The following is a 26770-nucleotide window of genomic DNA, read 5'->3' on the forward strand; positions in this document are numbered from 1 at the left end:
TTTCGGTTCGCGTCAATCCTTCTTCGCCTGCTTTTGCCGCCGATATTCCGGTACTGTCATGCCGCCCACGCCCCAGTTCTCCATTTCCACTTCCTGGATGACGACGAACGTGGTATCGAGCGGCTTGTTCAATACTTCGAGAAGGAGTTGGCTCGCGCCCTCGATGAGTTGCTTCTTTTCCTCGGCAGTCACCGCGTTCGTGCCGGGCTTGTTGCCTTCGCGTGTCACCTGAATCGTTACGATCGGCATGACGATCTCCTTGAGTGGGAAACGACGAAGCGCCTGCGAGAGGCGCATCGTCAACGGGCAAAGAATCGATCAATGTCCCGCGCTTTGACCGCCGTCGACGTGCAGGATCTCGCCCGTCACGAACGGCGCCGCATCAAGATACAGCACCGCGTTCGCGATGTCGCTCATTTCGCCCATGTGTCCCATCGGATGGAGTGCGCCGAGCGCGTCGTGCGTTTCGGGCGCATGCATCGGCGACTTGATGATGCCGGGCGACACTGCATTCGCGCGAATGCCTGACTTCGCATACTCGATAGCAAGCGACTTTGTCGCGGAATTCAGACCGCCCTTGGTCAGCGACGCCAATACCGAAGGCACGCCGCTTACCGCATGATCCACGAGCGACGTCGTGATGCTGACGATGTGGCCGCTCTTGTTCTTTTCCATTTGCTCGATAGCCAGTTGCGTGATGTGGAAGAAGCCATTCACATTCACGTTCAGAACCGCGGCATAGTCTTCCTGCGTATATTGCGTGAAAGGCTTTGCGACGAATATGCCGGCGTTGTTGACGAGCGTATCGATGCGGCCGAACTTTGCGATTGCCGCTTCGACCACGCGCTGCGCGGTGGCGCGATCGCCGATATCACCGGCGACAGCGACGACGTTCGGATCGTCCGGTTGCTGAATTGAACGGGCGGTCGCGACGACGCGATAACCTTGCGCACGGAATGCCTTGACGATTTCAGCGCCGATGCCTTGCGATGCACCGGTAACGATAGCGACTTTGCTTGCGTTGCTCATGATGAACCTCGATGAATGTTGGTTTGGGCCTGTTGCGGATCGGACCGACGGCTCCGATGGCTCGTAATCTAGGCCTTTCGAGATTCCTTGCGTACACCCGTGATGGACAATCAGTCTTGCGTGCGAGGAACAAATGGGCCGCAGCGAAATCGATCAGACGAATGAATCACCGATAGGAGAAACGACGTGACGCTGCAAAACGTAAGGGCCTTCGTGTTCGACGTATTCGGCACGGTAGTGGACTGGCGCGGCGGAGTTGCACGCGAGGCTGCGCCATTTCTTCAACGCCACGGCGCGATCGACGCAACGCCCGAAGCGTTCGCCGATGCATGGCGAAGCCGCTACGTGCCTGCGATGCGCAAGGTGATCAACGGGGAGCGGCCATTCGTGCGGCTCGATGTGCTGCATCGCGAGAATCTGCTCGACGTGCTGCCGGAGTTCGGCATCGATCCGAATGCCGTGGCTGCAGAAGCGCTCGAAGAGTTGAATCTTGCATGGCATCGGCTCGATCCGTGGCCGGATTCGATAACGGGTTTGCAACGGCTCAAGGCGCGCCATATCATCGCGCCGCTTTCGAACGGCAATATTCGATTAATGGTCGATATGGCGAAGCGCGCCGGTCTGCCTTGGGATGCGATTCTCGGCGCGGAGATTGCGCAAATCTATAAGCCCGATCCGCAGGCGTATTTACGCACGGCCGAAGTGTTGATGCTGACGCCGGAAGAAGTATGTCTCGTCGCCGCGCATAACGACGATCTCGCGGCGGCAAGAAGGTGTGGGTTGCGCACGGCGTTCATCGCACGGCCCTATGAACGCGGTCCCGCTCAGACAGTGGATTTAAAAGCCGAAAGCGATTGGGATGTCGTTGCCAAGGATATGAACGAATTGGCCGATGCCGTGGGTGCGTGAGCGCTGCGAGCATCGGCCAATGACGAGCTGGATTTAAGCGACGCCTTCGACGATGCGGAAGTCGCGCACGACGGAATCGCCCAGCACTTCCAGTGCGCGCTTATACGTTGCACTGTTATAGGCGGCGACGGCTGCTTCGAGTGAATCGTATTCGATGACGACGGTGCGCTCGAGCACGCCTTCGCCTTGCACCATCGACGCAACGCCGCGCACGAGCGGACGGCCGCCGCCTTCTGCAATAGCCTGCGTTGCGATCTTCGAGTATTCCGCAACCTGATCGGGCTTCATGATTTTTGTGTACACACTGACCCAATATCCCTTTGCCATCTTTATCTCCAGTGTTTGAAGGGCGCCTTGCGCCATGAGGCGAACGCACTGTGCTTTTGCATTCAGTCCGGCGGACAGCATAGCAAATTCTCGATTAAGCGCGTTTCGGTGAAAGGTGCTTTCTTGCGCTAGGGGTTAACCCGAGAGCACCTGCGTCATAAACTGCTTTCACTGCTTCGAAAGGCACTGTGTTCGAAGCCGGGCACCTCATAACACTGGAGTTTCATCATGAAGTCGATCATCCGCGCAGCACTCGTCGCAACCGCTCTCGTCATTCCCGTCGCTTCGTTCGCGCAAAGCCAGATCACGCGCGCTCAAGTGCGCGCGGAATTGGCGGCATTGGAGAGCGTCGGCTATCACGTCGGCGACGGCGATCAGGCGCACTATCCCGAAGCCATTCAAGCGGCCGAAGCGAAGCTCGCCGCACGCGATGGTGCGACGGCCTACGGCGGCGCAGCCAATGGTGCATCGCAATCGGGTAGCGCACGCGTGTCGCAGTCCGACTGGAACGCAATGTACTCGCGCTAAATGCGTGAATGACCGAAGCGGTCTATGTGACCGCTTCAGGCGATGCATTCAGTCCGCAGCGTATTTGCGGTCGAGTTCATCGAAAAGCGGCTTGTTCACAAGCCGCTGACGCTCGGCGAAAGGCGCAACGACAGCGGGATTTTCGTCGAGACGTCCCTGCGATTTCAAGGCGCCGAGCGCGGTCTGCATGCCGCGCACGGCGCTTTGCAATGCCGCATTTGCATAGAGCACGAGGCTGAAGCCGAGGCGTTCGAGATCCGCGCGGTCGGTAACAGGCGTCTTTCCGCCGATCACGATGTTGATCAGTTGCGGCGCGTCGAGCAGCTTCGGCAGTGACGCGATTTGCTCCGGCGTTTCGATCGCTTCGACGAAGAGAATGTCGGCGCCCGCTTCGACGAATGCGCGTGCTCGTTCGATCGCTGCATCGAAGCCCTCCACCGCGCACGCATCGGTGCGCGCGATGATCAGAAAGTTATCGTCTTCGCGGGCATCCGCCGCTGCGCGTATCTTCCCTACCATTTCATTGGTCGATATTACGGCTTTGCCCGCGAAGTGCCCGCATTTCTTCGGCATAACCTGATCTTCGAGCTGAATGGCGTCCGCGCCCGCGCGCTCCAGCGTGCGTACCGTGTGACGCACGTTGAGCGCATTGCCGAAGCCCGTGTCCGCGTCGACGATAAGCGGCAGGTCCACTGCATCGCGGATGCGCGACGTATGCTCCGCGATTTCCGCGAGTCCCATGAAGCCGAGATCCGGCAGGCCGAGCGACATGTTGGTTACACCTGCACCGGTGATGTAGATCGCCTCGAAGCCGAGATCGGCGGCGACTTGCGCGCTCATTGCGTTGAATGCGCCGGGCAGCAGCAGGGCGCTGCGAGCGTTGACCCGTTCGCGAAAGGCCGCGCGGCGGCGCGAGGAAGAAGTGGTCATGGCTAAGGTTCCGGAAGGATAGTTCGTGTTCAGCGTCGATGCATGCGCCAGCGTCTGCAATGCTAACGCGCGATGCGCTTCGGCGCTCGCACGAACGTCATTCGAAGCGGAACAGCGCACGCGCCGAATCGCGCAACACGATGGTACGCAGCGATGCGTCGGGAATCCAGCGGTCGAGCGCATCGCGCGATGCGCCGTAGTCCATCAGGCTTTGATGTTGCGTGTGCGGCCAGTCGCTGCCCCACACGAGCCGCGCTGCGCCGAATGAATCGAGCAAGGCGGACGTGAGCGTCTGACCGAGCGACGTGCCGGTTTCGCCTTCCACGCTGCGGTAAGCCGCCGATAGCTTGACCCACACGCGGCCGCATTGCGCCGTCGTCAGCAGATAGCGAAAGCCCGGATCGTCGGCGCCAAATGCCGGATCGGGACGGCCGAAATGATCGATCACGATTGTGCAGGCTTGTTCGAGCAATGGCGCGATAAGCATCGGCAAGTCCACGGCATCGCGATGAATCTCGACGTGCCAGCCGAGCGCGTTGACGCGCTCGAATAACGCTCGCCAACGCGCTTCACGCAGATCGGGCAACGCAAGCCCGATCAGATTGAGCCGCATGCCGACGACGCCGAGTGCCGCGAGGCGATACAACTCCGCGTCGCTGATCGAAGGATCGATAACGGCCACACCGCGAAAGCGTTGCGGATAGCGCTGCAGCACATCGAGAAAAAACGAATTGTCGGTGCCGAGAAAACTCGGTTGCACGAGCACCGCGTGAGAGACGCCGTTGGTGCGCAAGTGTTCCGCATAGGCATCGAGCGTTGCGTCGTAGTCGGGTGCGTGTCGACGATGCGGTGCCAGCGGCAGGCCGCGCACGAAGACATGCGCGTGACTGTCGATCGCTTCGATGGCGGCAGGCTTCGATTCGAGCCATTGCTCATCGCCGAGCGTGGAATGAAGTGAACGCGTCATGGAAAGTTCAGACATGCTTGGGCGAACGCTCGTTCGACGCAGCTTGACCAGGCACAACAGCAATGCGACGGCCTTTCGTTTCAGGCAAGAGCAACGCGGCCACGACGACGAGTCCATAGGCCGCGCCCGCGTCGATGCCGATTGCCTGTCCGATCGGCATCGAATTGCCCATGTGGCCGACGAGCACCGGAAACGCCGCCGACACGACGCGTCCGAAGTTGTAGCAGAAGCCGACGCCCGTACCGCGCACGCCTTGCGGATAGAGCTCGTTGAAGAGCGCGCCGAGCGTTGCGGGAATGCCCGCGGAGAACAGACCGAGCGGGAAGCTCAATACGAGCATGGCAATATCGCCGATGGGCAGGAACACATAGACGTTGACCGTGACCGCGCAACAGACAGCGAAGAGAATCACGTTCTTCCTGCGACCGATCTTGTCTTGCAGCCATGCACTGACAAAGCATCCGATGATGAATGCCGTAATCACGACAGCCAGATAGCCGCCCGTGCCGAGCACCGACAAATGCCGCTCGGTTTTCAGGTACGTGGGCAGCCATGTGGTAATGGCGTGATAGCCGCCGTGCGCGCCGAGGCCGATCAATCCGCCGACGATCGTCGTGCGCAGCACAGAAGGATGAAAGATTCCAGCGAGAATGGCGAGAGCGCTCTGACGTTGTGCATGTTCCTTTTCGGCAGGTTTCGATTCACGCGGCGGCTCTTCGATATTGCGGCGCATATAAATGACGAGCACAGCCGGAATGAGGCCGACGGCGAACAGCACGCGCCAGGCCCAGTCGGGTGATACCCATGAAAACACGATTGCATAGAGCAGAACCGCACCGGCCCAGCCAAAGCCCCATGCGCTTTGCACGATGCCCATAGCTTTGCCGCGATGTTTCGCGCGAATCGTCTCGCTCAACAATACTGCGCCCGCCGTCCATTCGCCGCCGAAGCCGAGTCCCTGAAGCGACTTGAGCACGAGCAACTGTTCGAAATTCTGCGCAAAGGCGCTGAGAAACGTGAAAAGCGAAAACCAGAGAACCGTGACTTGCAAGGCCTTGACGCGTCCGATTCGATCGGAAAGCACGCCCGCGAAGAGTCCGCCCAATGCGCCCGCGACGAGCGTCGCGCCGCCGATCAGACCGGCTTGTCCTTTTCCGATGCCCCATGTCGCGATGAGTGTCGGAATGACGAGACTGAATAACTGCGTATCGACGCCGTCGAGCGCCCAGCCTGCAAAGCATCCCCAAAGCGTGCGTCTTTCCGCCGTGGAAATTTCACGGTACCAATTCATCTCGCGTCTCCTGTGCTGGCCTCTGGCCGGCTCTTGTTCAATATGCCACTGAATTCTAAAAACGAATCGCGGCCGCGCATACTATGGATACGTTCATCTTTCATAGCATTTTGATATGCTCGCAAGATGGAGACGCGCAACCTCAAATACTTTCTCGCGGTAGTCGATGCAGGCAGCGTCACGCGCGCGGCCGAGGTACTCGATATTGCGCAACCCGCGTTGAGTCAGGCGCTTTCGCGCATGGAGCGCGATCTTGGCGTGAAGCTTTTCGAGCGCACGCGACGTGGCGCGCAATTGACTCCGGCGGGCGACGCAATCGTCGAAGACATTCGATTGAGCGTGGCGCGCATTGACGCGGCATCGCATCGTGCGCGTGAAATCGGTGCGCAGCGCGGCGGGCGTCTGACGATAGGCTTTGCATCGGCGGCACTTTTCAGCCTGTTGCCTCGCGCGATTGCGGCGCTGCGCGAAGAGGTGCCGAACGTCGAACTCATGCTGAGAGAAATGAGCAATGCGGAGCAGGCAAGCGCGTTGGAGAAAGGCACGATCGATATCGGCTTGCTGCATACGCCTGTTGCCGTGGGCGGGCGCATGCGCGAAAAGTTGATCGTGAGAGAGCGCTTGCTCGCGGTACTGCCGATGTCTTTTGTTATTGGCGACGATGGAAAAGTCGGTTTGAAGGAGTTATCCGATGCAGGCCTCGTATGGTTTCCGAGCGATCAATTGCCGGTAGTTCGCGCGGGCATCCTCAGTGCTTTTCGTAAAGCGGGTTGCGAAGCCAACGTCGTGCAGGACGCGAATCGTTCTCTGACGGTATTGGCTTGCGTCGCGGCCGGATGCGGCGCATCGCTCCTGCCGCAATCCGTGACTGCGTTGCAGTTCGCCGGCGTGCGCTTCTGCGACGTGCGCGACGGCGATAACCTGCCACCATTCGAACTCAGCGCAATATGGCCGATGCGTTCCCGCCCGACGCTCGCGGATCGCTTCGCGGCCTTGCTCGAAGCATGAGCGCATGATCGCATCGCAAGGAGACACGCATGAATGAAACATCGAACGATCTGCCGCTACCGGACGGCATTCGCGCGCGCATGATCGACAATGGCAATGGCCTTTCGATGCATGTGCTCGAAGCCGGATTCGATATCCCCGGTCGGCCTTGCATCGTGCTCCTTCACGGCTTTCCCGAACTCGCTTATAGCTGGCGCAAGATCATGAAACCGCTTGCCGATGCGGGCTTTCATGTCGTCGCGCCGGATCAGCGCGGTTATGGGCGCACTATCGGCGGTATTGCTTCATTCGATACCGATCTCGACGAGTTCACATTTCCGAATCTGGTCCGCGATGTACTGGGTCTCGTGTCGGCGCTGGGTTATCGCAGAGTCGCATCGGTTATCGGTCACGATTTCGGCTCGCCCGTTGCCGCGTGGTGTGCATTGATTCGTCCCGATGTATTCGCATCGGTCGTGATGATGAGCGCGCCTTTTGCGGGGCCGCCTGCATTCGCCTTCAATACCGCGAACGACGATGCAAGGCTCGCGCGCGTCGAGACGGCGCAATCGATCATGGCCGAAGCGGTCGCCGGGCTCGCGTCGCTCGATCCGCCGCGCAAGCACTATCAATGGTATTACTCGGGCGCGCAGGCGAATGACGACATGTGGCACCCGCCGCAAGGACTCGCCGCGTTCTTGCGCGCGTATTACCACATGAAGAGCGCGGACTGGCCGGACAATGGTCCGCATCCGCTCGCATCCGTTTCTGCCGATCAACTGGCTTTGCTGCCCACGTACTACGTGATGAACGCGGATGCGACGATGCCGCAAACCGTCGCCGAACATTCGCCCGACGCCGATCAAATCGCCGGATGTGCCTGGCTGTCCGACCGCGATTTGAACGTCTATGCGAGCGAATACGCGCGCACGGGATTTCAGGGTGGACTGAACTGGTATCGGTGCGGCACCGATCCGAGTCTTGCTGCTGCACTGCGGATGTGGTCGGGGCGCACTATCGACGTGCCGTCATGCTTTATCGCAGGCGCGAGCGATTGGGGCTATTACCAGCGGCCGGGCGATTTCGAAGCGATGCGCGTGCTGGCCTGCACCGATTTTCGCGCGACGCATCTGATCGAAGGCGCAGGGCATTGGGTGCAGCAGGAGCAGCCGAGCACGGTCGTCAGCCGCATACTGCGGTTTCTCCGTCAGAATGCGCCATAGAAATGTATCCATACGTGTATGAAGTTTCTTGTTGTAAGAGTCTCATCTGAATGAGTTGTCTGGCGGAACTTCATTGAAATCGCGGCTGTCCACGAGCCTCGCGGCCTTTTTTGTAGGTCGGCATGAACCGCGAGGAGAGTATCGATGGATAAAGGACGTGTTGCCGCGCTCGACGCTGGCCGGGCGCTCGCGATCGTCGGGGTAGTCGCAGTACACCTGTCGTTTCAGTTTCCCAATCTGCCGGGCACCGTCACGCTCATTGCGCGCATGGGCCAATACGGCGTGCAGTTGTTCTTCGTGATCAGCGCGATCACGATCTTCATGACGCTCGAAGTGGATCACGCGCGCTGCGCGGATGCGCGTCATGTCACGTTGCGCTTCTATATCAAGCGTTTCTTTCGCATAGCGCCGATGTACTACGCGGCGATCGCGGTCTATGGACTCATCAGCTATGGCGCGACGCGCTCGGGCATCGAACGCGCATGGATTCTCGGCGCACATGGGCCGATGGACGTGCTGCTCAACCTGGTCTTTCTGCATGCTCTTTCGCCGACAGCGATCAATAACGTCGTGCCAGGCGGATGGTCGATCGGCGTGGAGATGCTGTTCTACCTGATTGCGCCACTTCTATTTTTTCTCGCGATGAATCGCGCGCGCCTCTTGCTGGCTACGGTGTTGTTGCTCGGCCTCTCGTATGCCGTGATGTCGATGGCCGATTGCAACGGCACGCTCGATTGCAATGTCGCCAATAACACCTTCAGCTACTTCTGGCCGCCCGTGCAGGGTCCGTGCTTCATCGTCGGCATGTGGGCGTGGTATGCATTTCGCTCGCATCTTCTCGGCGCGTCCGACGTGACGACGCGCGTGTCTTTACTGTATTTTTCGCTGGCGCTGGCTTTTGCGCTCACGACCGCAGCGCTCGGCGTGTGGCTCGACAAGGCGCATGCGCTCGCGCCCGTATTCGCGGCATGCAGCGCCGTGGCCTTTCTGCTCTTCGTGTGTTCACGTCATGCCCGCAAGCATCGCGATAACAAGCATGCCGTGCCGCGCGTCACACTCGTTCGACGCGCCGCCGCCGCGCTCGGCCGCGAAAGTTATGGTATTTATCTCTGGCACTTCATCTGCGTCTACGTGACGTTTCATTTCTTCGATCGCTCATTCGGACAGAAGAATGGAGAGACGTCGCTCGCGTTGTTCGGCGCGACGCTGATCGCGGTGCTCGTCGTCTCTTATGCATTGTCGCGTGTGTCGGACCGGCTGATTCAAGGGCGTGCTACACGCTTGTCGAGACGCCTGCTCGCATCGGTCGATCGACGCTTTCATCTGACGCGCGACGCCTGATCGCGAGGATAAGCATGAGCGCAGAACGCCTGACGGAAAGCCGGCATGGCTCGGCTTTCCCGCTGTCAAAGTACACGCGCGCGTTCATTCGATTCGCTCGCAAGCGGGGTGGCGTAGTGCTGGATATCGGCGCAGGTTATGGAGCCGCGTCCCTGCCTGCGTTGAGCAAACGCACGCGCGTGATTGCGAATGACATTTCCCGGGCGCAACTGGAGCAAATCCGGCAGGCTGCACCAGCTGCGTACGTCAGTAATCTCGTCTTGCTGGAAGGCGCGTTCCCGCACTACGAACTCGAAGCCTCTTCTCTCGACGTGATTCTCGCGTCTCACGTACTCCATTTCCTCGCGCCCGATGATTTCCGTACGGGCGTCGCCCGGCTATTCGATTGGCTCAAACCCAACGGCAAGGCATTCGTGCTGTGCTTCACGCCGTATCATCGTTTCATGGCGAAGATGATTTCCGACTACGAGCGGGCGATCGTATCGGGCAATGCATGGCCAGGATTGACGGAGGATTCGGATCGCTATGCACTCGCGCCAAAGCTATTGCCCGCGACAGTCAACCTCATGGACCCGACGATACTCGCCCGCGAATTCATGCTCGCGGGTTTTCGCATCGAGTGCGTGGAATTCACGCCGTGTCCTCGCGGCGTGAATCCGGAATACTTCCCTCTCGATGGCCGCGAGTGGGTCGGACTCGTTGCCTACAAAAGCGCCTGATTCGTCGTCGCTGGCGCGGGCAATTCGAACCGCCTTCCGCGCGTGCGATACAGCACGATGCTCAGAGCCAGCGTCGCAAGCTCGGTGATGGCGACGGTCATCCAGATGCCGCGCGGCCCGAACCATTCGGTCAGAAGCCAGAGCATCGACAAGAGCAGCAGCCAGCTTCGCAACAGGGCGACGATCATCGACGCGAGCGGCGCTTCGATGGCCGTCAGATAGCCGCTGATCGCTACGTTGATCGCGGCAGGCAGGAACGCGAGCGCGCACCACGGCAATGCGTCGCGCAGAAGCGCTTGTGCCGCAGGACTGTCGGGCACGAAGAGCGCCCCGAGCGGTTGCGCGAGCGCGAGGATCGCGAAAGCGGCGGCGAGTGCGAAGCCTGCCGTAACGATGACGCCGATCGAAAACGCGCGCGACACGGCATGCGCGTTGCCCGCGCCGCGCTGAAAGCTCACGATAGGCTGCATGCTCTGTACGAGCGCGACCATCGTGACCGACGCGATCATCGTCATGTATTCCACGACTGCGAACGCAACGAGGCCCGTGTCGCCGAGCCAGCGCAATACAGCGTGATTGAACGCGAAGAGCGTGACGCTTGGCGCGATCTCGCCGAGAAACTCCGATGCCCCGTTATAAGCCATGCGCCATGCGTGATCGAGCCGTGTGAAAGCATGGGCAACAGGCCGAACGTGCCGGGCCTTGACGAAGTGGTAGCCGAGCATCGGCATGCAGGCGAGCGCCTGGCTGATGCCCGATGCGAGCGCCGCGCCACGCATGCCCCATTGCATGTGGCTCACCATCCACCATGTCAAGGCGACATCGGCGATGCCGCCCGCGATCAGGCAGACGAGACCGAACTTCGCCGCGCCTTCGATTCGCAAGAACAGTTCGAGCGCATAACATGCGGTCGGAAACAGAACGAAAGGCGCATAGGCGTGCAGGAAGTCTTTCGCGAGCAGCGCAAGCGCGCCGCGCGCGCCCGTCCATTGCACGAAGGTATCGGCATAAAAATGGATCGCCATCGCGAATGTCACGCCGCATAGACCGAGCAGCCAGAGCGCCTGTGTGAATGCTTCGGCGGCATCGCGTTCGCGCTGCTCGCCGAGCAATCTCGCGACGAGCGTCGATCCGCCGACGCCGATCATCACGCTGAATGCGTAAGGCAGATAGAGCAACGGAACGAGCAGATTCAACGCGGCAAGCGCATCTGGGCCGACATGGCGTCCGATGAAGATGCCGCTGATGACCGAGTGCATGCAGTACACCCATGCAGCTAGCACGGTGGGCACTGCATAGTTCGAAAATTGACGAATGAGAGAAGCGTTGTTATTGAAAGCCATGACTGACAACCAGACGTTACTCGCTAGGCACGCCCATAAGAATTCGCGACGCATCATGCGTGCGAATGAATGTTATGGCATGGCGCATTAGCGCAGAATGAGCGCGCCGAAGATACGCAGGCGGGCCGCAAATGATTGAAACGAGACTGCGTAGTAGCGCGGGAGCGCTACGAGAGGAACTGCGACGTGCGTGAGGTACGAATGCGGTGTGAATGCCGCTTCACGCTTTCATGACGCCGTGATTGGAGCGGCGAAGGCGAATGAAGGTTCCTTATTGCCCTTTTGAGCGAATCATGATTCGCGCACCGGTCAGCCGCCTGATGCCTCCAGCGGCCTGTCGGCCTTGGCGCGCAAGCCATAGGCAGTCAACATGCGATACAGCGTGACGCGGGAGATGCCCAGTTCGTCCGCCGCTTCGCCGAGACGTCCGCGATGACGCAACAACGCCACGTCGATAGCCTGTCGCTCGGCTGCTTCGCGCGCTTGTGCGAGCGTCATCAGCGCGGCTTCCGCATATTCGCCCAGTTCGAGATCGCTGGCGAGAATCTGCCTTCCTTCCGACATGACGATTGCGCGACGCACGCGATTGATCAACTCGCGCACATTGCCGGGCCAGCCATAGTTATGCAGCGCTGCAATCGCGCACGGCGCGAAGCCGCGAAGCCGCCGGCTCGCGTCCTTTCTGAAGCGATCGAGCATGTGATTCGCAAGCAGTTCGATATCCTTGCCGCGCACGCGCAGCGGCGGCTCGTCGATCTGCAATACGCACAGGCGATGGTACAAGTCCGCGCGGAAGCGTCCTTCGAGCATGGCCGTCTGCATGTCGACGTGCGTCGCCGAAATGATGCGTACATCGACGTCCGTCGAACCTTGTCCGCCGAGACGCTCGATCTTGCGCTCTTGAAGAAAGCGCAGCAGACTCGCCTGACTTTCGAGCGGCAGATCGCCGATTTCATCGAGAAAGAGCGTGCCGCCGTCGGCCGCTTCAACGCGACCAATCTTGCGTTGATTGGCGCCGGTAAATGCGCCGCGCTCATAACCGAAGAGTTCCGACTGCAACAGATGCGCGGGAATCGCGCCGCAGTTGATCGCGACGAAAGGCCGCTCGCGCCGCACGGATCGCTCGTGAATCGCAACAGCGGTGAGTTCCTTGCCCGTGCCCGATTCGCCGGAGATGAAGACGGGCGCATCGGTCATCGCGACTTTTCGAATCGAGCGATAAAGCGCCTGCATCGCATCGCAGGAACCGACCATGCTGCCTTCCTTGCATTCGTCCTTGCGCGGATCGTTGCTCGCGGCATCGTGCAGCGAAACCATGCCGTATGCGTGTCCCACTGCATCGACGATTCGATCGGCGGTGGACGGCACGGTCACATAGTCGAAACAAAAATCGCGAATGAGGCGGCAGATATCGGGGTTATCGACATGCTCGGCGTCGACCGTCGCGACCCAGCCGATCTGATAACTTGCGAGCATCGCGGTGAGCGCGGCCGCGTCCTGTGCAAAACCGCGACTGGTGAGATCGACGATACCCGCCGCTGCGCGTTTGCCGTGTTTGGCGGACTTGGGCGGCTTGGCCGGGTCGATGCGCTCGACGGTCCAGCCACGAGCGCACAAACGCTCGGAGACATCGTCCGATAATGCGCGGCCCACGAAGTAGAGCGTTCTGGCTTCCCCGTACATGGCTATTCCCGGCTTTTATAGATATTGCGGCAAGTATGCGCCCTGAGGTCGCAATGTAAAAAGCCTCGCAAACGATAAGCCGTTTTTGAATGTTTACATTGATCGGCGGATTCGATTAAAAACGTCATAGCATTTTTTTCGGGACGCCCGTGCGAAAATCTGCGGGACAAACGTGCTTTATCCGGCCGTGCCCTACGTGACACGGCCGGGCGCGCACGGAGCGCTCGGAACAAGTTACTTATTCACTTATGAATATGTCCATGCACGAAAGTATTTGCGGAACAGAAATCTGCGAGCACTGAAATATCAGATAATTAATACCTCCACGCATTTCAATTTGCGGCGCACGCATTGCGGGCGTAGAGTTCATAAAGGTGCATCTCGTCTGATGAATGACCGTTCGAATATGGATAAAGCAGAGAACTCCACCTCAACGTACCAGCCGCGTTTGCTTCTCGTCGACGACGACCCGGCGATGATTCGCATCATCGGGGACATGCTCGCGGAGTTCCCCAACCAGCGCTTTGCCACCACTGGCGAAGCGGCACTCGCGCTGGCGCGCGAGTCGACGCCGGATCTGATCCTTCTCGACGCCAATCTGCCCAACATGACGGGCTTCGATGTCTGCGAAATCCTCAAGCGCGATGCGAAGCTCGCGCGCGTGCCGGTGATATTCGTCACCAGTCACGACGCGCCCGCGCTCGAAGTCGACGCCTTCAACATCGGCGCGGCGGATTACGTCATCAAACCGCTGGTCGCGCCGCGCCTGCAGGCACGTGTGCGGGCACAGCTTCGTCTGCGGCATCGCGTGATGGAGGCGCAGGCGCGTCGGCACGAGCAGGGTAAAGCGGCGGCGTCGAAACCTACGGGCGTGCGCGTGCTCGGCATCCTCGGGGACGACACGATCGAGGCGCATCGGCATGCGCTCGAAGGCATCGGCGCACTCGATCTCGCGAAGGATTGCAATGCCGCGCTAGGTCTTGCGCAAAGCAAGGAGCCGGATGCGATCGTGCTGGATGCGCGTTGCTGCGATAACCCTTGCGCGGCCGTGCGCGCATTGTTGTCGGAACTGGCCCACGTACCGATCGTCGTGCTGGCCGATGCGCGCGATGTCGAAACGGAGCAATGCACGCTCGATGCGGGCGCGGCGGATGTCATTGCAAAGCCGGCCAGGTCCGCCGTGTTGCAGGCGCGCGTGCAGGGCGCGCTGGCTTCTGCGCGCAAGGCGCGGGAAGAATTGCGCGCGATGCTGGACTCGGCATGCGGCGCGAACGTCCATCCGTTTCCGGTGTATGTTCGCGATGCAAATGGCCGCTAACGTCTAGCGTTCTCGTTCGGCTCAAACCTGTTCGAGCATATCGCGCGCGATCTCCGATGCGCGCGCGAATTCGAGTGCGCGCACGCACGCGAGAAACTGCTCGAAGTGCTCGCGATACGCGCTCGGCGCATAAGGCGACAAGTTCTCGGATAGGGCGATCGCCTGCAGATTCGATGCATCGAGCAATTCGACGATAGCAGTGAGGCGTGCGCGCCAGTCGTAGTCTTGCAGCGGTGAAATGTTGGAAGTGTTCCGTGCAGGCGATCGGGGCCGACCGAATTCATCGACGAGTTGCGCCACGCTCGATGCAAGCAACTGCTGCATGCGCGGCAACGCCACGCGCGCAGCTTCCAGAAGATGCGCGTCCTTCTCGAGCGTGCTCGCGAGCCGCGCGAGCGCAGCAGCGCCGATCGTGCCCGCGCTGCCTTTGATCGCATGCAGCATCGCCGCGGCGCGGCGCACGTCGTGCGCCGCGAGCGCCGAGGCGAGCATCGCGAGTTGCTTGCCAGTCTGCGCGTCGAGGCCGTCGATCGCCTTGCGGATCAGATCGACGTTGCCGCCGAAACGCGCGACGATCGAATCACGCGGCTCCATGATGGATTCGATATCGGCATTCGCGTGATGTGCATCCGGCGCTTGCAGCGTGCGTTCGGTGTGCGCGCGCAGCACCGCGACCAGCCGCTCCACATCGATTGGCTTGCCTACATGTTCGTTCATGCCGGCCGCTATGCATGCATCGCGATCCGCGCCCGATGCATTGGCCGTCATCGCGATGACGGGCAGCGCGGCGAAGCGACCGTCCGCGCGAATGAGGCGTGTCGCTTCGAGTCCATCGAGATCGGGCATCTGCACGTCCATGAGCACCGCGTCGAAGCAGGCGTTTGCTGCGATGACCCGATCGACGCCTTCACGGCCGCTTTGCGCAAGCGTGACGGATGCGCCTTCAGCGAGCAGCACGCCTTCGGCAACCTGGCGGTTGAGCGCATTGTCTTCGACGACGAGCAACGCGAGTCCCGCAAGGCGGCGCGCTTTCATTGTCGGCAGCGGCGTGACGGGCCGCGTCGTTTCGGTGTCGCGAGGCAGCGCGGCACGGATTGCCGCCGCGAGTTGCTTGGGCGTCACGGGCTTCGTCAGGAAGCCGGCGAAAGGCGCGTCGCCGCCTTCCTGCGACTCCTTCAACACCTCGCGGCCGAATGCCGTGACGAGCAGCACGAGAGGCGGCGCAGCGCGGCCTTTCATCGCGTGAATCTGCCTGGCGGCGTTGAGCCCGTCGAGTTCCGGCATGCGCCAGTCGAGAAGGGCGATGTCGTAGGGCGCATCGTTCAGCGCAGCTTCGCCGATGCGTTCGACCGCTTCGCTTCCGCTCGTCACGATGTCAGCGCGCCAGCCGAGCGAGCGCACCGTGCGCGCCATGATCTCGCCTGCGATCGCGTTGTCATCGGCGATGAGAATGCGCGCGCCATGTCCGAGGTTCGCGCTTTCGTCATGCGTCAACGCGCTCGCCGTTTCGACGCCAAGCGTGATGTCGAACCAGAAGCGGCTGCCTTCGCCCACGCGGCTTTCGACTTCGAGCTGCCCGCCCATCATCGCGACGAGCCGCTTGCTGATGACGAGCCCGAGGCCCGAGCCGCCGTAACGGCGCGAAGTCGATGCCTCCGCCTGCGTGAAGCTTTCGAAGATGCGTTCGAGCTGTGCCTCGCTGATGCCGATGCCGCTATCGCTGACCGTGATACGCAAGCGCACCGCATCGCCGGATGCATCGGGCGAATCGTCGAGCCGATGCACGCTCACGACGATCTGCCCCGCCGACGTGAACTTGAGCGCATTGCCCGCGAGATTGATCAGCACTTGCTGAAGGCGGAAGCTATCGCCGACGAGCACAGTCGGCACGGACGGATCGAGATCGAACAGCACTTCGACATCCTTCGCGCCCTGGTTGCCCGAGAGCACGATGCCGAGCTCTTCCATCAGTTTTTCCGGCTCGAACGGATGGCTGTCGAGCTGCAGCTTGCCCGCTTCGATCTTCGAATAATCGAGAATATCGTTGAGCAAATTCAGCAACGATCTGGCCGCGGTTTCCGCCTTGCTCACATAGTCCTGCTGGCGCGCATTGAGCGCCGTCAGCTGCACGAGATGCAACATGCCGAGCACCGCGTTCATCGGAGTGCGGATTTCGTGGCTCATGTTCGCGAGGAACGAAGACTTCGCCGCGCTCGCGGCATCCGCCTGCTCCTTCGCATTGCGCAGATGGAACTCCAGTTCGTACTGGTCGGTGACGTCGTAGTTCACGCCGGTCATCACGACGGGCGTGCCATTCGCGTTGCGCTGCGTGCGCAGCCCGCTCTGGATGCGCCGCGTCGTCCCGTCTGGCAGGACGATCCGGAACGGCTGCAAGGTCTCGATCTCTCCTGCAGCGGCCGCGCGCAGGTTCGCCATGATCGCGTCGTGATCCTCGGGATGTATGCGCAGGCGCCAGTGCTCGAAGTGCAGCCCGTTATCGAGCATCTCCGGCGGATATTGATAAATCTCGAACATGCGCGCGTTCCAGTGCAGCTTGTCCGTCACCAGATCCCACGACCAGATGCCCAGTTCGGCAATGTCGGCAGCCAGAAGCAACTGGTCGCGCGCGTGCGCCAGTTCGCTGCGTTCCTTCCGCTGCCTGGAGATATCCGTAATTACGGATACAAAATGCAAAGCGCCATCGAGACGCATCGCGCCCGTCGATACATGGGCAGGAAACGACGTGCCGTCCTTTCGCTGTCCGGCGAGTTCGCAGTCGGCCGTCGCGACGCCGCTTTCCCCCTTGAATTGCATTATGTATTCGTTATACAAATCCAGATGGGGCGGCGGCACCAGCATCCGGATGTTTTGCCCGATGACTTCGCTCGCCTTATAGCCGAATACCTTTTCGCCGGCCGAATTGAAGGAGCGGACTGCGCCGCGCTCGTCCACGGTGATGATCGGGCTGATCGCGGTGTCGAGGACGGTTTGAGTCGTCGCGAGGCTGCGAGCGAGCGCCTGCTCGATGTGGGTGCGCGCCGTGACCTGACGCACGAGCCGTGCGCCGAACATCGCGATGACGAGCGCGAGCACGGTCGTGACGGAGGCGTGCCAGAGCGTATCGCGCCACCACGGGCCGAGGATCTCATCTTCCGAAAGTGCTGCGGCGACGAAGAGCGGATAGTCCTGCAATTCCCGCAGGCTGTTCAGACGCGTGACGTGATCCTGCGACGATTTGGTCGTGAACACGCCCGAGCGGCCTTCCAGATGCGAGCGATAAAGCGCGGTGTCGCTCACGTTCTTGCCGACGAAACGATCCTCGAAAGGGCGGCGCACGATCATCGTGCCCGAGTTCAGCACGAGAACCGCCGCGCCCGACTGGCCGAGATCGAGGCTGTCGTAGAAGCGCGAAAAGAAATCGATGTCGATGGTCGCGAGCGCGACGCCCGCGAAGCTGCCGTCGGGCGCGTCGATGCGGCGTGATACTGGCACGACCCACTTTCCCGTCGAACGGCTCTTGACCGGCGGCCCGATGTGCGAGCCCTGATCGGTATGCGTGCGGTGATATTCGAAGTACTCGCGGTCCGAGTTATTGAATCGCGAGTCGAGCTTCGCCTGCGAATTGACGATCCACGCGCCGTCCTTGTCGAAGATGAAGAGCCCGTTCAATTGCGGCAACTGCTGCACGCGTGACACGAGCGAGCGGTGCAGGCGCGCGAGGTCGGCCGGCGACGTGCCGTCCTCCTCGACGCGCTCCACCATGCCGATGAGCGTCGTATCGGCTTCCTTGAACGCGTCGTTCGCGTGCTGCGCCATCGCGCGCGCGAGGTTGGACGTCGCCGTCGTCATCTCGTCGATCTGCGCGCGGCGTGCGGCGACGCTGCGCCAGAGATCGGTGCCGATGAGGAGCACGCAGACGACGCCGATGAACACCGTCATCCTGAAAGTGAGCGAGTGGCGACTGTGCAAGCCGTTTGTCTCCGAATGAGCGATTGCGGGACGCTAAGATCGAACGCTGCCGTATCTTATCGCGCCATCCGAAGCGGGCCGGTCGACGGGCAGGCGCGCCGGGCGAAGCGACTTTCGCGGCAATCAGCCGTATTAACGGCGCGGCGGCGCGAAAGCTTGATCCCATGCGAAGGGAATATTTTCGCGGCCTTTTCCGTATCTCACGCAAGGAGTCGCTTCCGACGAGGTCCGGCGACGTGTTCGACGTCCGCCGTCTTTCCGAAGACGAAGCGTTGGCTCGCGCCCGACACTCGCGTCGGCCTGCGCGCGGCTGATTTCGCCCCGAGCCTTGACTGGCACGGCATCGGCGAAACTGGCACGGTCGCTGCATTGCATCGACACCCGCCGCCTCAGCGACTCTCCGATTCATCCGTCTTGCACGTTCGCTCAGCCGGCATTTCATGGAAGGTCTCGTTGGTGCAAGTGGAGCGAATCATGTTGGGATACCTAATCAATGTCGGAAAGGACTTCATGCTGCCGCATCTGATCTGCTGGACCGGGATGCTGCTGGAACGTGCGGAGCATAGCCGCCGCGACGCCTATCTCGGATCGTGCGCGGATATCGGCGAGCTCGAACGCCGTATGCGCGCGTGCGACGGCGACGCCTGATCACTCACGAAAGCGAGAACGAACGATGATGGATTCGAACGACGAACACACCGCCGCAGCGGTCATCGCGCTGCACTGCTCGGGCGCGGGCGCGAATCAATGGCGCCAGCTCGGCGAAACGCTCGACGCACTCAACGCGGATCACGCGCGCTACACGTTGATGGCGCCGGAGCACTATGGTTGCGACAGCGTCGGACCGTGGAGCGGCGAGCGCGCCTTCACGCTCGCGGACGAAGCAGCCCGCACGATCGACATCATCGATCGTCAGCGCGGCAAGGTGCATCTCGTCGGACATTCGTATGGCGGCGGCGTCGCGTTGCGCGCCGCGCTGGAACGGCCGCACGGCGTCGCGAGCATCACGCTTTACGAGCCGTCGGCGTTTCATCTGCTCAAGAGCATGGGCGCGCGCGGTGCGACTGAATTCGCCGAGATTCTCGCGATCGCGGCGCGCACGGCGGAGGGCGTCGTCGCCGGCGATCTGCGCGGCGCGGCGCGTTCCTTCGTCGATTATTGGGGCGGACATGGCGCATGGTCGGCGTTGCGGCCGTCCGTACAGGCGATGCTCACGCGCTGGGTGCCGAAAGCGCCGCTCGATTTTCGCGCGCTGATTCACGAGCCGACGCCGGCGAGCGCGTATGCGAAGCTGCGCATTCCCACGCTCGTCATGCGCGGCGAGCACGCGCCCGCGCCGACGCGCCTGATCGCGGAAACCTTGCCCGATCTGATGCCGGCGGCGAAGCTGATCGTCGTGCCGGATGCGGGACACATGGGGCCGCTCACGCATGCCTGTGCGGTGAACGCGGCGATCGCGGATCACATCGCGATGGCGACGTGCGCGCCGCTGGCCTAGCTAGCCGAGCAGACCGTCGCGCGACGACGCGCTTTCTCCCTGACGCTCGATGAGCCGCGCGCGGAACCAAAACGTCCACGCGAGCAATCCGCCGTAGATCACGTAGCTCACGACCGGCGAGACGACCAGATAACGCTCGACCGGCCACGTCCACGCGAACCAGAAGCGCAGCACGGTTTCGAGCGAGAGCCCGACGCCCCACACGAGCGTCATCAGCCGCAACGACATGCGCAGCGAAGCGCTCTCGCTCCAGTACGCCTCGAAGCGTTTCGCGCCGTCTTCCTGCTCGCGAGTGACGGTCGCGCGGGCGAGATAGAAGACGAGCGGGCGCTCGAAAAACAGCGAGATCAGAAAAACGATGCCCGTTGCGCCCGCCGCGAGCGATTCGCGCACGAGCAGGATGCGCGGGCTGCCGCCCATCGCGAGCATGACGATCGATAGCGCGATGCCGAACAGCACGAGCGCGGAAAGCGCATCCACGCGGCGCGAGCGCGCGAATTCGGCGACGCTCCACATGAGCGGCGGCGCGGCCGATGCATACAGCGCGCCGACATCGCCCCAGTAAGGCAGCGCGAGCCGGTACGCAAGCCACGGAAGCAGCAGGTTAGCGACGAGTTCGAGCACGAGACCGGGTTTGATCTTTTTCATGGACTCAGGAATGTGCGCTTTGAATGGCAATGCCTGAGCCAAGTATAAGAGATCGACAATGCGCGGCCGTGCGAACGCGCGCGCCGGTTCGCTGGGAAGGGCTCGGGCCGCTCCCGATCCAACGAGCGGCCCGACGCGCACATGGCGCCTACTTTCTCGGGGGCGCGCCCGCGGCGGCGGGCGTTCCGGGCACGGCGCCGTTTGCCGTACTGCCCGCGTTGGGGTTGTAGTTCGAGTTCGCGTTGTAGTTCGGCGTCGTCGTATTCGCGTTCGGCGTGTTCGGCGTCGCCGGCTTCAGGGGCTTCGGCTGCAGTGTCTGGTTGATGACGCCCATCTGGCCCATCTTCTTCGCGGCTTGGCTGTCCGCGCTGGCCGCCGTGGCGAAGCACAAGCCAGCAGCGCCGGCGATCAACGCAATGTGCAGGGCGCGTCCCTGCGCGCAATTGCGGCTTTTCTTCATGTCGGCCTCCTTGGCTCACGCCGGCCGCGCGGATGCCCGGCCGGCGACATCATTCTGTGCAAGGACGATACCCGGGCGAAAGAGGGTTTTGCCTAGGTGCTTGCAAATGCAATCCGCGGCGGTCTGACACAGCATCGCTTGATATTTGTCTAAGAAAAGGCCCTCTCCGGTCGGTAATATGTACTTCGAATTGCTAATTGTTTATCAACCGGAGGATCAAGCATGTTTCCCGAATATCGCGATCTCATCTCGCGCCTGAAGACCGAAGACGGCCACTTCTCGCGGCTCTTCGAGCGCCACAACGAACTCGATCATCAGATCCACAACATGGAGACCGGTGTCACGCCTGCGGATGGCTTCGCCATCGAATCGCTGAAAAAAGAAAAGCTGCTGCTGAAGGACAAGCTCTACACGGTCTTGCGAAAGGCGCACGAAGCCGCCTGAAGACAAAACGACGTGAGAGACAGAGACTCCGAGCAACAACATCGAGGAAGGAATGAAGTTGATATCGCCAGGTAACACTGCCGAATCGAGCGACGGCGGCGTCGCGGCGCGAACGAAGCCGCCGTCCATCGAACAGGAAGAAACGGGCCGCGCGGTCGAAGCGGCGCATGACCTGCTGACGAGCAGCCTGGACGACATACTGAAGCGCTTCGACGCGCGAGACGGCGCACAAGCTGAATCGCTGGTCGATACCGTCCGAACCTTGATCGGCGGTATGTCGCCGGATGAAGTATCGGCGTTGCGCGCCCATCTTTTCGATGGCGACGCGATGCTGCGGGCCGCCAACGGCACGCCTGATCCCGACGACGAACTGTCGCCGTCGTGGAGAGATGGCGGCTATCCGTATCGGAACCTGATGTCGCGGCGCGCGTATGAGAAGCAGAAGTATCGCCTTCAGGTGGAGTTGCTGAAGTTGCAGGCGTGGGTGCGCGACACGGGTCAGCGCGTCGTCATCCTCTTCGAAGGGCGCGACGCGGCGGGCAAGGGTGGCACCATCAAGCGCTTCATGGAGCATCTGAATCCGCGCGGCGCGCGCGTCGTCGCACTGGAAAAGCCGTCCGAGCGCGAGCGTGGTCAGTGGTATTTCCAGCGCTATGTCGAACACTTGCCGACGGCGGGCGAAATCGTGCTCTTCGACCGCTCGTGGTACAACCGCGCGGGCGTCGAGCGCGTGATGGGCTTCTGCTCGCCGCGCGAATACGAAGACTTCATGCAGCAGGTGCCCGCGTTCGAACGGCATCTTTCGCAGAGCGGCACGCACGTCATCAAGCTGTGGTTCTCCGTGAGCCGCGCCGAGCAGCGCCGACGCTTCAAGGAGCGCGAGATTCATCCGCTGAAGCAATGGAAGCTGAGTCCGGTCGATCTCGCGTCGCTCGACAAGTGGGATGCGTACACCGACGCCAAGGAAGCCATGTTCGCGCATACCGATAGCGCGGACACGCCCTGGACCGTCGTACGCTCCGATTGCAAGAAGCGCGCGCGCCTCAACGCGATGCGCTATGTGCTGCACAAGCTGCCCTACGCGAATCGCGATCTCAAAGCGATCGGCGCGGTCGATCCGTTTATCGTCGGGCGTCCGTTCTAGCTTGCGGTTGCGCCGTCCATCAACGTTTCGGCGAGCAAACGCGCGTGCGGCGTGAGCGCGCGGAAGTCGCGGGCACACAGATGCAGACGGCGTGTCGCCCACGGCTCCGATAGCGGCACGACCGCGAGCGTCGGCCGCTCCAGCATCCGCGCCGATGCCTCGGACAGAATCGCGAGTCCGATGCCCGATTCGACGAGCATCCCGACGTTGTCGATACTGCGCATGCGGATTCGGTAGCCGATCTGCCGGCCAAGTCGCGAGGCGCGCTCCGCAAGATGCAATTCGAGCGCGGCATCCGACAGCCCGACGAATGCCTCGCCGACGATTTCCGCGAACGCCACCTCGCTTTCTCCCGCAATCCGATGCGCGCGATTCGCCACGACCACGAGTCGATCCTTCGCGAGCAGATGCGTCTCCAATTGTCCAAGATCTGTCGTGTCCGAGACGACGCCGAGATCCGCGCGCCTCTCCGCGAGCGCCTGCACGATCTCCACACTCGGGCGTTCGTCGAGATCGATCGAAAGATCGGGATAGGCGACGAGAAAACGCGAGAGTCTCGGCGGCAGGAAGGCGGCCAGCGCCGCCGTGTTGGACATCAGCCGGATGCGGCCTTTGAGGCCGGTTGCGAACGAGCGCAGCTCGCCGCGCATCTGCTCGACCTGGCCGAGAATCGCGCGCGCGTGGCGCACGAAGGCATCGCCGGCGGCGGTCGCCTGCACGCCGCGGCGGTTGCGCTCGAGCAGCGGCGCGCCAAGCGCGGCCTCCATGCCCGCGATGCGCTCGCTCGCCGAGGCCAGCGCGAGGTGCATCGCCTGAGCGCCCGCCGTGATGCTGCCGCGCTCGACCACGGTCAGGAAAAGCCGCATGTCGGTCAGATCGAAACGCATTGCGCTTCCTTCGGATTGGCCGAAGCCTCGCATTGGAAATGCCAGATTGTAAGGGGACGGCCGCGTCGCTAGCATCTGTCGCATGGAACCCTTCATTGTCGTTATCGGCGCCGGTTTTCTTGCGGGCGCGATGAATGCGCTGGCCGGCGGCGGCTCGTTCGTGAGCCTCCCCGCGATGATCGCCGCCGGCTTGCCACCGGTTCAGGCGAACGCTTCGAGCACCGTCGCGCTGTTTCCGGGCGGTGTCGTGAGCGCGTGGGCCTATCGCGACGGGCTCGGTCCGGTCGGCTCGGTGTCGATCCGCAAGATGCTCGTGACGACGCTCGCCGGCGGGCTCGTCGGCGCAGTCTTGTTGCTGTCCACGTCGTCGCGGACGTTTTCGTTCGTGCTGCCGTGGCTGCTTCTGTGCGCGAGCTTCACGCTTGCGTTCGGCCGCAAGTTGGGGGAGATGTTGCGGCGGCGCTGGCATATCGGCGCGGCGGCGGTGCTGTCGATCCAGTTCGCGCTCGGCGTGTATGGCGGGTATTTCGGCGGCGCGGTCGGCATCATGATGATGGCCGTCTGGGGCCTGCTCGATTCGCGCGACCTGAAGAGCCTTAACGCGCCGCGCACGTTGCTCGTGAGCGCGGCCAACTCGGTGGCAGTGCTGACGTTCGCGGCGGCGCAGGCAGTGCGCTGGCCGGAGACGATCGCGATGCTGCTCGCGGCGATCGCCGGCGGGTATGGCGGCGCGCAGATCGGCCGGCGCGCGCCGCCGCAGTGGGTTCGCGCGGGCACCTTGATCGTCAGCGCCGGTATCACGATTGCATTTTTCGTAAAGACCTACGGGCCGATGCTCTCGCATCGATGATCGAGTGCGTCGACGTTCAGGGAGACCGACATGATTCCCGCCTTGCTTGAGACTATCGGGGCGTTATCGCTGCTCGCAAGCATCGCGGCGAAGATCGTGCTGCTGCACGGATCGCGCGAGGAAGACGAGCCCGAAACGCCGAAATCCGCATCGATCAGGCGCGCGCGAATCGGATGTTTTCGCTCGAGAATCCGCGACGAAACACATCGCGCCCGTATGCCGCTTAGTGCGCGTTGCGTTCGATTGGCGGCAGGCCGAGCGGCTTTCTCGCGGACTCGTAGGCACGGATGAAGCGCGGATCGTCGTCGAGTTCGCGCGCCATCCACTTGGACAGATCCGCGCCGCAAGCCGGGTCGGCGATGTCGTGGAAGCACGGCGAATTCGCCGGCATCATGCTGGCGGCCCAGTAGAAGCCGAAGAGCGCCTGCTTTTCCGCTGGGTCCATGGCGATGGCCTGAGGATCGGCGCCCGAAAGCCAGCGATCGAGCCTGGCAGACAAGGACGCTTCGGTTTCGCGGCTATCGTAGGAAAACACGTAACCGCCGCCCGCCTGGGCGGTGCGAAAGTCGTTCATCACAACCTCCGAGACGAAACGCGCGGCATTTTGATTCGCCGCGAACGATTGCGCGCGCGCATCGCAAGTCAGGAACCAAACGAAGACGAGCAATGCTTTTGTTTTGTGCCGAACCAGCGGACGGCATTTTTTCCGATTGCTTGCCGAGTTCACGTGAATCAGAGGAAAGAATTTCGCATTACCGTCAATGAGAACGGCGCTGCAAATACAGTATTTATTCTACTGATTTATTCAAAGGACATGCGCGCCGAGGTCAGTTTGCGCTGGCGCGAAAATCCCGACCATCCGGTAGATAAATAATCTCCGCGTGCACCAATGCAAAAACGGCCCATACGGGCCGTTTCGTGCCTGAGGCGCCAGCGTTGAAACTTACAGCGGCTGGATCGTCGAAGCTTGCTTGCCCTTCGGGCCTTGCTTGACTTCGAAGCTCACCTTTTGATTCTCCTGGAGAGACTTGAAACCCTTGGACTGGATTTCGGAGAAATGTGCAAACAAGTCTTCACCGCCGTCGTCCGGCGTGATGAAGCCAAAACCCTTTGCATCGTTGAACCACTTCACAGTACCTGTTGCCATTTTTCCAAACCCTATTGAGACGAATTACGTTGAAGATGCGCTTCGAATTTCGAGCGGCATAGAGTTTTACCATGCCACAAGTCGGAGTTCAAATAAGCGTTTCTGCTAAGAGACATGACATACACGCGTCATACTCCGCGCTCAGGCGCCGGTCGCGCTGATTTTTTTTGTCGGACATAATGCGCGCGTCCTTTCGATTATCCTCGCCTTCACGGTCACGCAAACGACAAAGGCAAGCTCATATGGCACATACGCTTTCGAGCGGCGCACCGCGCGCCGCGTCCGCTTCCGCACGGCTCGACGCGCCCGGGATCGCCGAAGCGCGCCGGCAGCTTGCAGCCTGCTTCCGGCTGGCGGCGCTGAACGGGTTCGAAGAGGGCGTCTGCAATCATTTTTCGGCGATGGTTCCAGGGCACGACGATCTTTTCTTCGTGAACCCCTACGGCTATGCGTTCGGCGAGATCACGGCGTCGCGTCTGCTGATCTGCGATTTCCACGGCAACGTAATCGACGGCGAAGGCGAGCCCGAAGCGACCGCATTCTACATTCACGCACGCGTGCACAAGCTGATGCCGCGCGTGAAGGCGGCTTTTCATACGCATATGCCGAACGCGACCGCACTGTGCCTGCTCGACGGCCCGCCGCTTCTGTGGCTCGGGCAGACGTCGCTGAAGTTCTACGGCCGCACGGCGGTCGACGAGGACTACAACGGTCTCGCACTCGACAACGCGGAAGGCGATCGCATCGCGCGCACGATGGGCGACGCCGATATCCTGTTCCTCAAGAATCACGGCGTGATGGTTGCAGGCGCAACTATCGCGGAGGCTTGGGACGATCTCTACTATCTGGAGCGCGCGGCCGAAGTGCAATTGCGCGCGATGAGCGCGAACCGGCCGCTCAAGCCGGTGCCACACGAGATCGCGCAGCGCACGTACGAACAGATGCGCGCGGGCGATGCCGAAAGCGCGCGGGCGCATCTCGCGAGTGGCATGCGCCAGTTGCGCGCGCGAGGCATCGATTTCGAGGCGTGATGACTCCTTCGCGTCGAAGCGCCTGAACCAGCCGCGTTTGCCCATGTCGGTCTGCTGCAGGAATCGCGGCCTGGCCCTGCAAATGAGTGTTTTTGCG

At 61.6% G+C, this 26770-nt stretch carries 27 protein-coding genes; 13 read left to right on the forward strand and 14 right to left on the reverse strand.

Features of this window, described 5'->3' with window-relative positions:
• Positions 1 to 12: 12 nt before the first annotated feature.
• Together NCS67_RS21435 and NCS67_RS21440 are read right to left on the reverse strand one after the other, a co-directional pair.
• Complete coding sequence (locus tag NCS67_RS21435; RefSeq protein WP_008347957.1) at positions 13 to 249, reverse strand: tautomerase family protein; 237 nt, start codon at positions 247 to 249, stop codon at positions 13 to 15.
• Positions 250 to 318: 69 nt separating this feature from the next.
• The gene (locus NCS67_RS21440; RefSeq protein WP_175980772.1) at positions 319 to 1029 is read right to left on the reverse strand and encodes an SDR family NAD(P)-dependent oxidoreductase; all 711 of its coding nucleotides are present in this window, start codon (positions 1027 to 1029) and stop codon (positions 319 to 321) included.
• A 186-nt stretch (positions 1030 to 1215) separates the two neighbouring features.
• Between NCS67_RS21440 and NCS67_RS21445 the strand changes: the two genes are divergently transcribed.
• Entirely contained in the window at positions 1216 to 1938 is a 723-nt protein-coding gene (locus tag NCS67_RS21445; RefSeq protein ID WP_250436491.1) for a haloacid dehalogenase type II, read from the forward strand.
• A gap of 33 nt (positions 1939 to 1971) precedes the next feature.
• Here NCS67_RS21445 and NCS67_RS21450 read toward each other — a convergent pair whose 3' ends face one another.
• Positions 1972 to 2265, reverse strand: coding sequence for a DUF1330 domain-containing protein (locus tag NCS67_RS21450; RefSeq protein ID WP_008347963.1), 294 nt, complete (start codon positions 2263 to 2265; stop codon positions 1972 to 1974).
• A gap of 228 nt (positions 2266 to 2493) precedes the next feature.
• On the opposite strand from NCS67_RS21450, the gene NCS67_RS21455 reads away from it, so the two are divergent.
• The gene (locus tag NCS67_RS21455) at positions 2494 to 2793 is read left to right on the forward strand and encodes a DUF4148 domain-containing protein (protein WP_008347964.1); all 300 of its coding nucleotides are present in this window, start codon (positions 2494 to 2496) and stop codon (positions 2791 to 2793) included.
• 48 nt (positions 2794 to 2841) lie between these two features.
• Here NCS67_RS21455 and NCS67_RS21460 read toward each other — a convergent pair whose 3' ends face one another.
• The 3 genes from NCS67_RS21460 to NCS67_RS21470 form a co-directional block, all read right to left on the reverse strand.
• On the reverse strand, positions 2842 to 3723 hold the full coding sequence (locus NCS67_RS21460; protein ID WP_175980774.1) for an isocitrate lyase/PEP mutase family protein: 882 nt from the start codon (positions 3721 to 3723) through the stop codon (positions 2842 to 2844).
• Positions 3724 to 3820: 97 nt separating this feature from the next.
• A complete protein-coding gene (locus NCS67_RS21465; protein WP_250436492.1) occupies positions 3821 to 4690 on the reverse strand; it encodes an amidohydrolase family protein in 870 nt (289 codons plus the stop codon).
• Positions 4691 to 4697: 7 nt separating this feature from the next.
• Complete coding sequence (locus tag NCS67_RS21470; protein WP_008347969.1) at positions 4698 to 5981, reverse strand: MFS transporter; 1284 nt, start codon at positions 5979 to 5981, stop codon at positions 4698 to 4700.
• 126 nt (positions 5982 to 6107) lie between these two features.
• Here NCS67_RS21470 and NCS67_RS21475 point away from each other — a divergent pair, with 126 nt between their 5' ends.
• From NCS67_RS21475 to NCS67_RS21490, 4 genes are all read left to right on the forward strand, one after another.
• Positions 6108 to 6989, forward strand: a complete 882-nt coding sequence (locus NCS67_RS21475; RefSeq protein WP_008347970.1) for a LysR family transcriptional regulator — start codon at positions 6108 to 6110, stop codon at positions 6987 to 6989.
• A 29-nt stretch (positions 6990 to 7018) separates the two neighbouring features.
• A complete protein-coding gene (locus NCS67_RS21480; RefSeq protein WP_250436493.1) occupies positions 7019 to 8191 on the forward strand; it encodes an alpha/beta hydrolase in 1173 nt (390 codons plus the stop codon).
• 144 nt (positions 8192 to 8335) lie between these two features.
• A complete protein-coding gene (locus NCS67_RS21485; RefSeq protein WP_250436494.1) occupies positions 8336 to 9532 on the forward strand; it encodes an acyltransferase family protein in 1197 nt (398 codons plus the stop codon).
• A 14-nt stretch (positions 9533 to 9546) separates the two neighbouring features.
• The gene (locus NCS67_RS21490) at positions 9547 to 10251 is read left to right on the forward strand and encodes a class I SAM-dependent methyltransferase (protein WP_250436495.1); all 705 of its coding nucleotides are present in this window, start codon (positions 9547 to 9549) and stop codon (positions 10249 to 10251) included.
• Here NCS67_RS21490 and NCS67_RS21495 read toward each other — a convergent pair.
• A complete protein-coding gene (locus NCS67_RS21495) occupies positions 10236 to 11543 on the reverse strand; it encodes an MATE family efflux transporter (RefSeq protein ID WP_250436496.1) in 1308 nt (435 codons plus the stop codon). The genes NCS67_RS21490 and NCS67_RS21495 overlap by 16 nt on opposite strands.
• Positions 11544 to 11903: 360 nt before the next feature.
• Complete coding sequence (locus tag NCS67_RS21500; RefSeq protein ID WP_250436497.1) at positions 11904 to 13277, reverse strand: sigma-54 dependent transcriptional regulator; 1374 nt, start codon at positions 13275 to 13277, stop codon at positions 11904 to 11906.
• Positions 13278 to 13683: 406 nt separating this feature from the next.
• On the opposite strand from NCS67_RS21500, the gene NCS67_RS21505 reads away from it, so the two are divergent.
• Positions 13684 to 14595 carry a response regulator gene (locus NCS67_RS21505; RefSeq protein ID WP_033536196.1) on the forward strand — a complete coding sequence of 304 codons (912 nt, stop codon included), beginning with the start codon at positions 13684 to 13686 and terminating at the stop codon, positions 14593 to 14595.
• 21 nt (positions 14596 to 14616) lie between these two features.
• On the opposite strand, the gene NCS67_RS21510 is transcribed toward NCS67_RS21505, so the two are convergent.
• On the reverse strand, positions 14617 to 18564 hold the full coding sequence (locus tag NCS67_RS21510; protein ID WP_250436498.1) for a response regulator: 3948 nt from the start codon (positions 18562 to 18564) through the stop codon (positions 14617 to 14619).
• 474 nt (positions 18565 to 19038) lie between these two features.
• Here NCS67_RS21510 and NCS67_RS21515 point away from each other — a divergent pair, with 474 nt between their 5' ends.
• Together NCS67_RS21515 and NCS67_RS21520 are read left to right on the forward strand one after the other, a co-directional pair.
• Positions 19039 to 19212, forward strand: coding sequence for a DUF3563 family protein (locus NCS67_RS21515; protein WP_235366224.1), 174 nt, complete (start codon positions 19039 to 19041; stop codon positions 19210 to 19212).
• Between the two features lie 25 nt (positions 19213 to 19237).
• Positions 19238 to 20062, forward strand: coding sequence for an alpha/beta fold hydrolase (locus NCS67_RS21520; RefSeq protein WP_081851823.1), 825 nt, complete (start codon positions 19238 to 19240; stop codon positions 20060 to 20062).
• Here NCS67_RS21520 and NCS67_RS21525 read toward each other — a convergent pair whose 3' ends face one another.
• Together NCS67_RS21525 and NCS67_RS21530 are read right to left on the reverse strand one after the other, a co-directional pair.
• Positions 20063 to 20710, reverse strand: a complete 648-nt coding sequence (locus NCS67_RS21525; protein ID WP_008347981.1) for a VC0807 family protein — start codon at positions 20708 to 20710, stop codon at positions 20063 to 20065.
• 148 nt (positions 20711 to 20858) lie between these two features.
• On the reverse strand, positions 20859 to 21170 hold the full coding sequence (locus NCS67_RS21530) for a hypothetical protein (protein WP_250436499.1): 312 nt from the start codon (positions 21168 to 21170) through the stop codon (positions 20859 to 20861).
• 222 nt (positions 21171 to 21392) lie between these two features.
• On the opposite strand from NCS67_RS21530, the gene NCS67_RS21535 reads away from it, so the two are divergent.
• Both NCS67_RS21535 and ppk2 read left to right on the forward strand, forming a co-directional pair.
• Positions 21393 to 21614, forward strand: coding sequence for an HP1242/YdcH family protein (locus NCS67_RS21535; protein ID WP_008347983.1), 222 nt, complete (start codon positions 21393 to 21395; stop codon positions 21612 to 21614).
• A gap of 52 nt (positions 21615 to 21666) precedes the next feature.
• Positions 21667 to 22758 carry a polyphosphate kinase 2 gene (gene ppk2, locus NCS67_RS21540; protein ID WP_008347984.1) on the forward strand — a complete coding sequence of 364 codons (1092 nt, stop codon included), beginning with the start codon at positions 21667 to 21669 and terminating at the stop codon, positions 22756 to 22758.
• Here ppk2 and NCS67_RS21545 read toward each other — a convergent pair.
• Entirely contained in the window at positions 22755 to 23645 is an 891-nt protein-coding gene (locus NCS67_RS21545; RefSeq protein WP_175980791.1) for a LysR substrate-binding domain-containing protein, read from the reverse strand. The genes ppk2 and NCS67_RS21545 overlap by 4 nt on opposite strands.
• 82 nt (positions 23646 to 23727) lie before the next feature.
• On the opposite strand from NCS67_RS21545, the gene NCS67_RS21550 reads away from it, so the two are divergent.
• Positions 23728 to 24495 carry a sulfite exporter TauE/SafE family protein gene (locus NCS67_RS21550; RefSeq protein WP_008347988.1) on the forward strand — a complete coding sequence of 256 codons (768 nt, stop codon included), beginning with the start codon at positions 23728 to 23730 and terminating at the stop codon, positions 24493 to 24495.
• A 223-nt stretch (positions 24496 to 24718) separates the two neighbouring features.
• Here the strand turns inward: NCS67_RS21550 and NCS67_RS21555 are convergent, their stop codons facing one another.
• Positions 24719 to 25069: a hypothetical protein gene (locus tag NCS67_RS21555; protein WP_250436500.1), complete on the reverse strand. Its 351-nt coding sequence runs from the start codon at positions 25067 to 25069 to the stop codon at positions 24719 to 24721.
• A 369-nt stretch (positions 25070 to 25438) separates the two neighbouring features.
• Positions 25439 to 25642: a cold-shock protein gene (locus NCS67_RS21560; RefSeq protein WP_008347993.1), complete on the reverse strand. Its 204-nt coding sequence runs from the start codon at positions 25640 to 25642 to the stop codon at positions 25439 to 25441.
• Positions 25643 to 25884: 242 nt separating this feature from the next.
• Between NCS67_RS21560 and NCS67_RS21565 the strand changes: the two genes are divergently transcribed.
• Positions 25885 to 26673 (forward strand): aldolase, encoded by a 789-nt coding sequence (locus NCS67_RS21565; RefSeq protein ID WP_250436501.1) that lies wholly within the window; start codon positions 25885 to 25887, stop codon positions 26671 to 26673.
• Positions 26674 to 26770 lie beyond the last annotated feature (97 nt).

This window comes from Caballeronia sp. ATUFL_F2_KS9A, assembly GCF_023630765.1.
In the GTDB taxonomy this organism is placed as follows: domain Bacteria; phylum Pseudomonadota; class Gammaproteobacteria; order Burkholderiales; family Burkholderiaceae; genus Caballeronia; species Caballeronia zhejiangensis.

Bases quoted from the DNA above. Each gene is read 5' to 3' on its own strand.
- NCS67_RS21460 (WP_175980774.1), bottom strand. From the start codon at position 3,723: ATGACCACTTCTTCCTCGCGCCGCCGCGCGGCCTTTCGCGAACGGGTC.
- NCS67_RS21490 (WP_250436495.1), top strand. From the start codon at position 9,547: ATGAGCGCAGAACGCCTGACGGAAAGCCGGCATGGCTCGGCTTTCCCG.
- NCS67_RS21465 (WP_250436492.1), bottom strand. From the start codon at position 4,690: ATGACGCGTTCACTTCATTCCACGCTCGGCGATGAGCAATGGCTCGAA.
- NCS67_RS21560 (WP_008347993.1), bottom strand. From the start codon at position 25,642: ATGGCAACAGGTACTGTGAAGTGGTTCAACGATGCAAAGGGTTTTGGC.
- NCS67_RS21470 (WP_008347969.1), bottom strand. From the start codon at position 5,981: ATGAATTGGTACCGTGAAATTTCCACGGCGGAAAGACGCACGCTTTGG.
- NCS67_RS21530 (WP_250436499.1), bottom strand. From the start codon at position 21,170: ATGAAGAAAAGCCGCAATTGCGCGCAGGGACGCGCCCTGCACATTGCG.
- NCS67_RS21440 (WP_175980772.1), bottom strand. From the start codon at position 1,029: ATGAGCAACGCAAGCAAAGTCGCTATCGTTACCGGTGCATCGCAAGGC.
- NCS67_RS21435 (WP_008347957.1), bottom strand. From the start codon at position 249: ATGCCGATCGTAACGATTCAGGTGACACGCGAAGGCAACAAGCCCGGC.
- NCS67_RS21520 (WP_081851823.1), top strand. From the start codon at position 19,238: ATGATGGATTCGAACGACGAACACACCGCCGCAGCGGTCATCGCGCTG.
- NCS67_RS21525 (WP_008347981.1), bottom strand. From the start codon at position 20,710: ATGAAAAAGATCAAACCCGGTCTCGTGCTCGAACTCGTCGCTAACCTG.
- NCS67_RS21500 (WP_250436497.1), bottom strand. From the start codon at position 13,277: ATGTACGGGGAAGCCAGAACGCTCTACTTCGTGGGCCGCGCATTATCG.
- NCS67_RS21535 (WP_008347983.1), top strand. From the start codon at position 21,393: ATGTTTCCCGAATATCGCGATCTCATCTCGCGCCTGAAGACCGAAGAC.
- NCS67_RS21545 (WP_175980791.1), bottom strand. From the start codon at position 23,645: ATGCGTTTCGATCTGACCGACATGCGGCTTTTCCTGACCGTGGTCGAG.
- NCS67_RS21565 (WP_250436501.1), top strand. From the start codon at position 25,885: ATGGCACATACGCTTTCGAGCGGCGCACCGCGCGCCGCGTCCGCTTCC.
- NCS67_RS21550 (WP_008347988.1), top strand. From the start codon at position 23,728: ATGGAACCCTTCATTGTCGTTATCGGCGCCGGTTTTCTTGCGGGCGCG.
- NCS67_RS21505 (WP_033536196.1), top strand. From the start codon at position 13,684: ATGGATAAAGCAGAGAACTCCACCTCAACGTACCAGCCGCGTTTGCTT.
- ppk2 (WP_008347984.1), top strand. From the start codon at position 21,667: ATGAAGTTGATATCGCCAGGTAACACTGCCGAATCGAGCGACGGCGGC.
- NCS67_RS21475 (WP_008347970.1), top strand. From the start codon at position 6,108: ATGGAGACGCGCAACCTCAAATACTTTCTCGCGGTAGTCGATGCAGGC.
- NCS67_RS21455 (WP_008347964.1), top strand. From the start codon at position 2,494: ATGAAGTCGATCATCCGCGCAGCACTCGTCGCAACCGCTCTCGTCATT.
- NCS67_RS21450 (WP_008347963.1), bottom strand. From the start codon at position 2,265: ATGGCAAAGGGATATTGGGTCAGTGTGTACACAAAAATCATGAAGCCC.
- NCS67_RS21515 (WP_235366224.1), top strand. From the start codon at position 19,039: ATGTTGGGATACCTAATCAATGTCGGAAAGGACTTCATGCTGCCGCAT.
- NCS67_RS21555 (WP_250436500.1), bottom strand. From the start codon at position 25,069: ATGAACGACTTTCGCACCGCCCAGGCGGGCGGCGGTTACGTGTTTTCC.
- NCS67_RS21480 (WP_250436493.1), top strand. From the start codon at position 7,019: ATGAATGAAACATCGAACGATCTGCCGCTACCGGACGGCATTCGCGCG.
- NCS67_RS21485 (WP_250436494.1), top strand. From the start codon at position 8,336: ATGGATAAAGGACGTGTTGCCGCGCTCGACGCTGGCCGGGCGCTCGCG.